This window comes from Mesorhizobium sp. M7A.F.Ca.US.007.01.2.1 (genome assembly GCF_003998165.1).
GTDB classification, from domain to species: Bacteria; Pseudomonadota; Alphaproteobacteria; order Rhizobiales; family Rhizobiaceae; genus Mesorhizobium; species Mesorhizobium ciceri.
Map to the genome: position 1 here is coordinate 1 of NZ_RZQP01000328.1, position 5,317 is coordinate 5,317.

At 60.3% G+C, this 5,317-nt stretch carries 7 protein-coding genes; 5 read left to right on the forward strand and 2 right to left on the reverse strand.

The genetic code is table 11. From position 1 onward, the window contains the following. Positions 1-68: 68 nt before the first annotated feature. The 3 genes from EN949_RS32620 to EN949_RS32630 all read left to right on the forward strand — a co-directional run bounded on the left by EN949_RS32620 (position 69) and on the right by EN949_RS32630 (position 2,596). Positions 69-686 carry an alpha-ketoglutarate-dependent dioxygenase AlkB gene (locus EN949_RS32620; RefSeq protein ID WP_063172174.1) on the forward strand — a complete coding sequence of 206 codons (618 nt, stop codon included), beginning with the start codon at positions 69-71 and terminating at the stop codon, positions 684-686. Between the two features lie 132 nt (positions 687-818). Next, entirely contained in the window at positions 819-1,259 is a 441-nt protein-coding gene (locus EN949_RS32625; protein ID WP_050580528.1) for a DUF2231 domain-containing protein, read from the forward strand. Then, entirely contained in the window at positions 1,256-2,596 is a 1,341-nt protein-coding gene (locus EN949_RS32630; RefSeq protein ID WP_127366454.1) for a sorbosone dehydrogenase family protein, read from the forward strand. The genes EN949_RS32625 and EN949_RS32630 overlap by 4 nt, the downstream gene beginning before the upstream one ends. A gap of 27 nt (positions 2,597-2,623) precedes the next feature. Here EN949_RS32630 and EN949_RS32635 read toward each other — a convergent pair whose 3' ends face one another. Further along, complete coding sequence (locus EN949_RS32635) at positions 2,624-3,460, reverse strand: alpha/beta hydrolase (RefSeq protein ID WP_127366453.1); 837 nt, start codon at positions 3,458-3,460, stop codon at positions 2,624-2,626. A gap of 308 nt (positions 3,461-3,768) precedes the next feature. Between EN949_RS32635 and EN949_RS32640 the strand changes: the two genes are divergently transcribed. Both EN949_RS32640 and EN949_RS32645 read left to right on the forward strand, forming a co-directional pair. Beyond that, positions 3,769-4,386 (forward strand): NAD(P)H-dependent oxidoreductase, encoded by a 618-nt coding sequence (locus EN949_RS32640; protein ID WP_013531545.1) that lies wholly within the window; start codon positions 3,769-3,771, stop codon positions 4,384-4,386. A 156-nt stretch (positions 4,387-4,542) separates the two neighbouring features. Then, positions 4,543-4,707 carry a DUF3309 family protein gene (locus EN949_RS32645; RefSeq protein WP_013531546.1) on the forward strand — a complete coding sequence of 55 codons (165 nt, stop codon included), beginning with the start codon at positions 4,543-4,545 and terminating at the stop codon, positions 4,705-4,707. A gap of 128 nt (positions 4,708-4,835) precedes the next feature. Here the strand turns inward: EN949_RS32645 and EN949_RS32650 are convergent. Continuing rightward, on the reverse strand, positions 4,836-5,317 hold a 482-nt coding region (locus EN949_RS32650; RefSeq protein WP_127371908.1), incomplete at its 5' end, for a DUF1236 domain-containing protein.

Consider the following 5,317-nt stretch of genomic DNA (forward strand, 5'->3'; position numbering starts at 1 on the left):
GTGGGTGCAGATTGGCTGGCCAGGTTCCGATATTGCCAGGCGGGCTGGCCTTCACCATCTTAGCTGGGATGGCGACACCCAAATCGAAAACACCCGACTCCGGCTCATCCGGGCTTCAGCACGATCTCTTTGGTGCTGCCGACGACCTACCGGAAGGTTTCTTCTATCAGCCCGAGTTGATCACGGCGCAAGAAGAAACGGAACTCGCCCGGCATCTGGAAGGCCTGCCGTTCGAGGCGTTCGATTTCCATGGCCATCTGGCAAACCGGCGCGTCGTCGGTTTTGGCCTGCGTTACGACTACGACAGACGCCAGGTCGTCGAGGCGCCGCCGATCCCTGACTTCCTGCTGTCCCTGCGCGACAAGATCGCAGCGTTGGCAGGCCGGCCCGCCAACGCCTTCGCGCAAGTGTTGATCAACGAATACCGGCCCGGCGCCGGCATCGGCTGGCATCGAGACAAGCCTCATTTCGAAGACGTTGCGGGTGTTTCGTTGCTGGCGCCTTGCAGCTTCCGGCTCCGGCGGAAGAATGGCACCAAATGGGACCGCCGGACCATCGTCGTCGAACCAAGGTCGGCGTATCTCATGACCGGACCATCGCGCATGGAATGGGAGCACAGCATTCCGGCGGTTGACCTGCACCGCTACTCGATCACCTTGAGGACATTGCGCGCCAACTCCGCATGAGCATCGCGCGCCGAGCCGTTCTGTGCCATTGCCAGCGCCATCACGAGTTCTTGAACGCAAAACGGTTCCGGGAACCTCCCAACCACAAGTTGGTTTGGAGGACAGGTACAGCTTCAAAGGTGGAGAATGTCCATGGCCCGTGCCCGATCCGTGTTGGTGGCAGCCAGGCGTCCGTTCCATAAAACGCCGATGGCGGTCGCAAACGCATGTTTCGTCGGCACATTGCTGACCGACGTTGCCTATTGGCGAAGCGCTGAAATGATGTGGGCAGATTTTTCCGCCTGGCTGCTCCTTGCCGGCCTGGTTGTAGGCGTGCTCGCGGTTCTTGCAGCACTTGTCGATTTGTCTACCGGCCGACTTGCCCGTCAAGCCGGGCCTGCATGGCCATATCTCCTTGGCAGCCTCGTCGTGCTCGTCATATCGCTCTTCAACGCACTGGTGCACAGCCGTGATGCCTGGACCTCGGTCGTGCCGACGGGGCTCATCCTGTCCGCCGTCGCCGTGATCGTTATCCTCTTGCTGGGACTGCTGGGATGGAGTTCCGGCCACACTCAAGTGGAGGTGGTCGAATGAATGTCTCCGCCAGACATATCCGGCGTATCGCGAGCCTCGGTCTGCTGTTCGGATCGATTTTGGCGCTGCCCGCATGCAGCGATGACGAACCGGATCCCACCGATCAGGTCGGAGCAAACCCGACGCTGCCTGAACCTATTCAGTATCTGGTGCCGCCCATGCATGTCGCGTCGGTCGTCGGTTGGAAACAAGACGAGAAGCCGACCGTCGCCAAGGGTTTGCAAATCCAGGCCTTTGCCAAGGGCTTGAGGCATCCGCGCTCGCTTTACACATTGCCGAATGGTGACGTTCTGGTGGTCGAATCCGTGGCGCCGCCCGGTGCCGCAATCAAGCGGCCGAAAGACCTGATCATGGGCTGGATCGAGTCGATGGCGACCTCGGGCGGCGGCACCGAAGGAAGCAACCGTATCACCCTGCTGCGGGATACGAACGGCGATGGTCTGCCCGATGTCCAGGAGGTCTTCCTCGATCATCTCAATTCGCCCTTTGGCGTGGCCCTGGTCGGCAACGATCTCTACGTCGCCAACACCGACGCCATCGTGCGTTATCCCTACACGTCGGGCGACACCAAGATCACCGCGCCGGGCGCCGTGCTGACGCCATTGCCCGGCGGACCTATCGATCACCACTGGACAAAGTCTCTCGTGGCCAGCCCCGACGGGTCTCGGCTGTATGTCGGCATCGGATCCAACAGCAACATCACCGAGAACGGCATCCAGGCGGAAAAGGACCGGGCCGCCATCTGGGAAGTCGACAGGGCCACTGGCCGCTATCGTATTTTCGCGAGCGGCCTGCGCAATCCCAACGGGCTGAGTTGGGAGCCGCAGAGCGGCGCGCTGTGGGCTGTGATCAACGAGCGCGACGAGCTCGGTCCTAACCTGGTTCCCGACTACATGACCTCGGTCAAGGACGGCGCGTTCTATGGTTGGCCGTACAGCTACTATGGTCAGCATGTCGACCCGCGCGTGATGCCGCAGCGGCCGGACCTCGTCGCCAAGGCGATCCCTCCCGACTATGCCTTGAGTTCCCACGTCGCACCTCTGGGCTTGACGTTCTACACTGGAACCAACCTGCCGGAGCTCTATCGCAACGGCGCCTTTGTTGGCGAGCATGGTAGCTGGAACCGCAAGAGCTTCAACGGCTACAAGGTCGTTTTCGTGCCGTTCAAAGACGGTCATCCAGATGGCAAGCCGCAGGACGTCGTCACCGGTTTCCTCGGCAAGGACAACAAGGCGCACGGGCGGCCCGTCGGCGTTGCCGTCGACAAATCCGGCGCGCTGCTGATCGCCGACGATGTCGGGAACACGGTCTGGCGCGTAACTTCCACGAGCCAGTAGGCACCTGCATAAACGCTGATCGCTTCACTATCTCGGTGCGAATTCCACCAGCGCCTTGACGAATTCTGCCGGTGCCTCGATCGGCAGGAATTCGCCGCAGTTGGCGATCATGTGACCTTGCAGGTTCTTTGCGCCAGACATCCTCAGACCTTCGAGGTAATCGTCGATCGATCCAAAATCCGCGTCGCCGCGGATATAGAGGATCGGAACTTCGATGCGCGCCGGGGCATTGGCCTCGGCATCCTGCTTGAACGCGCGATACCAATCAAAGCCGGCCTTAAGTGCCTCCGGCCTCGCATAGGCCTGCGTCAACGTCTCCCGCATTTCATTGGTCAATGCTTCGGGACGGCCGGCGAGCAGATCGAAGAAAAAATCGAAGTAGGCGCGTTGATGGCCCGTCACCAGCAACTCCGGTAACTCAGGCACCGCATGAAACGCAAAGTGCCAGATGCCCGGGTTTGCGACTACCTTCGTCCATGGTTGAAGGCCGGGGATAACCGTATTCATCGGCACCGCGCCGACGATGCGACCGCCATGATGGCGAGCAGCAGCGAAGGCAATCATGCCGCCCACATCGAAGCCTGCAACGACGATGGATTTGGCCCCAAGCGCCTCGGCGGCTGAAATCACAATACCGGCAAGAACCTTCTTTTCCGCCGACGGCGGAGTGCCACGCGATTCACCGATCTCCGGAAGATCGAAAGCCAGCGTAAAGTACCGTGTGCCGAGTTCATCGATCACGCCATCATAGATTTTCCTGGAATGGGGCCAGCCGTGCAGAAGGATCAAGGCCGGTCGGCGCGGATCGCCGGCCGTGGATACCGCCAGCTGCATATCGCCTGCTTCGAGGGTCTGGACGAGCATCGTCTATCCATTTTCGGGAACTCAGAAGAAAACGAAGAGCGAACGAATAGGTTGCCCCACCAGTTCAGTCTGCGTCGCTCGCCGCTGTCCGTTCTCCAACGTCTGTGCTCAAGGACCCAGCCCGCTTTCTGAGCCGGCTCGACCGTCACCAAGTGGGAGGAGGGGGCCATCCACCGGCCCTGTTGGTCCGCCTGCGGAACAAGCATTTAACCCTGGCGTTAGAATGCCGGGCGATCCCGCAACGGGCGAATGGGCAGTCGCGAAGTCGTCGCGGCGGTTTGCAATTAGGACAATGCAGGGAGATTCACATGCCGCTTACGGCCTTCGCACTCAATTGCTCGCTCAAAGCTTCGAACGACAGGGAAAAATCCTCCACCGATCGGTTGCTCGCCGATGTCCTGGCGGCGTTGATGCAATACGATGTGAAGGGCGAGATCGTGCGTGCGCTCAGCCACGATATCAAGCCCGGCGTGCTCTCCGACATGGGCGAGGGCGACGATTGGCCGAAACTCAGAAAGAAGATACTGGCGGCCGACATCTTCGTGCTCGGGCTTCCGATTTGGCTTGGCCAGCCCTCGAGTGTGGCCAAGCGCGTCCTGGAGCGGATGGATGCCTTTCTCGAGGAGACGGATGACAGAGGGCGAATGCCGGCAGCAGGAAAGGTGGCCCTGGTGGCCATCGTCGGTAATGAGGACGGTGCGCATCACTGCCACGCGGAATGCTTTCAGGCATTGAACGATGTCGGCTTCACCATCCCGGCCAATGGCGGGGTCTACTGGGTTGGCGAGGCGATGGAGGACGTCAACTATGTCGACCTGCCGGCAACTCCGGAAAAAGTCTCGGGTGCGATCGAAATGGCAGCCTCAAATGCCGCCCATCTCGCTGGATTGCTGAAAGACCAGGGCTATTCGGGCGTCTCGGGATGACCTTTGTTCGCCTAAACAACTTTGAGCGGCCAGACCTTGCAGCGTCAATGAGGTCTCAATCGGGAACAGGAAGGCTTGTAGCGAGTTCATATTCTCATCAGCCGGCGACCGCCGCTCCGTCTACACGGCGCGAAGCCGCAAACAGGAGAGCAAGTCATGGGTCTCGGCACAATTCTTATCATCATTCTGATTATCGCATTGCTTGGCGGCTTTAGTGGACTTGGCGGCGGGCCATTCTACGGCACCGGCTATTACGGGGGCGGCGGCCTCGGTCTTCTGCTGCTTATAGTCATAATCCTGGTCGTGCTCGGGCGTCTCTAGCCGAGTCCGCCATGCGGTGGCAGATTGTATCACCTGCCGCTTGCGGTTCTCTTCGGAGTTGCTTTGAATCCATAGCAGTCCGGCAATGACGGTCCGCCCTCTGGAGGGCGGACCACTCGTCGGACATATCAGGTCAAAATCAGCACGATCTTGAACGTATCCGGATCAACGATGACGATCCGACCGTCCGCAAGCACGAAATACTCGTAGCTTTCGTAAGCGGGAACGATCTTGACGATACGAGCCGGCAGCCGATGCAGCCTGACCTTGTGCCGCGGAACTTCGACGCCGACGCTGATGTCAAAATTGACATTGGACACAGGCTCGACCTTCGTCTCCCGGATGATCTGAGTGACTTGGGTTTTCTGCTCCACCGTCACGTTGTTGATGGAACCGGTCGACGTCGTATCCTGTGTCGAGGCCTTGCCCTGGGCCTGCTGGTCGGTGGTGGTGCCGGCCTTGCCCTGAGCCTGCTCGTCGGTCTGCATCTTGGTCTTGCCCTGGGCCTGCTGGTCGGTGGTGGTGCCGGTCTTGCCCTGAGCCTGCTCGTCGGTCTGCATCTTGGTCTTGCCCTGGGCCTGCTGGTCGGTGGTGGTGCCGGTCTTGCCCT